The sequence below is a fragment of the Vibrio sp. 1874 genome (assembly GCF_033344395.1).
Lineage (GTDB): Bacteria > Pseudomonadota > Gammaproteobacteria > Enterobacterales > Vibrionaceae > Vibrio > Vibrio alginolyticus.
In genome coordinates this window covers 1-1450 of the sequence record NZ_JAWPOR010000081.1, presented here as the reverse complement: position 1 = coordinate 1450, position 1450 = coordinate 1, and the positions used below count along the sequence as shown (strand labels likewise).

Sequence of the window (1450 nt, the reverse complement as noted above, 5' to 3'; positions counted from 1 at the left end):
ATGGGGTTCTAGGGATTTTCCCCTCTAAAAAGACTTAATCCTCTGTAGACCACACCAATAAATGGCTGCGGAGGTGGGTTACTACTTATAAGTGTGGCAAATTAGGTAAATATCGTACATTTAATACGGAACAGCCCTGATATGGCCATCAAAAACGAAATTACTATTCTCACGAGAGCAGAACAGGCAGATCTTTATTCCCCACCCATTTTTTCAATCGAAGAACAACGTCTGTACTTTTCTCTGAACGATGCGGAATTGGCAGTTTTTCGGTCAATTCGTCTCAGAGCTCATAGATGTTACTTTGTCGCGATTTTGGGATACTTCAAATCAAAGCCCGTCATCCTAGATATCGCTTACTCGCAGGTTTCTAAGGATTTAATGTTCATCAGTAAAGAGCTGCTTGGCGGCAAGGGGCTCAGACCATTCACTCCCTCACAAAAACAAAAAGATCGACTCTACGCAAAAGTATTAGACCTTGCTGGTTATCACAAATGGGACGAAAGTCAGCACTTCAATTCTCTTTTCGACCACCTTGTTCAGGTGGGCAATGCCTGGCTGGAGCCGCGTTACCTCTTTGATACTGCTATTGAATTCCTAACCAGTCACAGCATTGCTATCCCTAGGTACACCGTACTCCAGAGACTGATAAGCAGAGCGATGCAGCAGGTCAGAAAAGACCTGGCGCACCAACTTAATCAACTCACCAGTCCTGAACTTCACGTCTTTCTGGACAGCATAACAGCCATTGATGACGGACTAAGCCTGAACCAGCTCAGAGGCGGTGCAAAAAGTCTGACCGTACCTGAACTTAAAAAAGAGCTTGCCCTTTATCATCAGTTAGCGCCATGGCGCACGCAAATCAATGGCGTTATCGATGGGCTTAATCTGTCTCTTAAAAATCGACAACACTTCGGTGAGCTCATCAACTATTACGGTAGTAAACTCAAACGATTCAAACGCGCACAGCAGCATCTATGGTTGCTATGTCACCTGACAGAGCGGATACAACTGGCACTGGAACGGTTAACTGATGGGTTCATTTACCATATCCGCAAGCAACAAGAAGCTGCCAACACCTTTGCACAACAAGCAGTGTTCCTGTCCTGGCAGTCAGCCGCGGACAATGTCACGAAAGCGGCAGAGTTACTGCATCTGTTTGTGGATGAGAACATTGATGATAATCAACCCTTCTCAGTAGTCAGACAACAGGCATTGAAGGTCATGAATGACAGGGATATCCAGACCCTCTGCCTTTACCTGAAAAAACAGAAACGGACCGTGGAAGAGTACCAGTGGCAACATTACGATGAACAATGCAATCTCCTGGAGCAACTGTTAAGGCAGGTGTTCTTGTGCCTTGAATGTGAGGCCGGTAAAGGCTCAGAAGCCGTCGTCGCCCAACTTCAACAGATGCAGACGGAAATCGCATTCGGTGGACCACTGAAGA

Annotated in this window: 1 pseudogene; it reads left to right on the top strand. The window is 46.1% G+C overall.

Annotation, left to right across the window (positions count from 1 at the left end):
- Nucleotides 1-141 precede the first annotated feature (141 nt).
- Nucleotides 142-1450, top strand: a pseudogene (locus R8N46_RS24680) (Tn3-like element ISShfr9 family transposase); the annotation flags it as partial.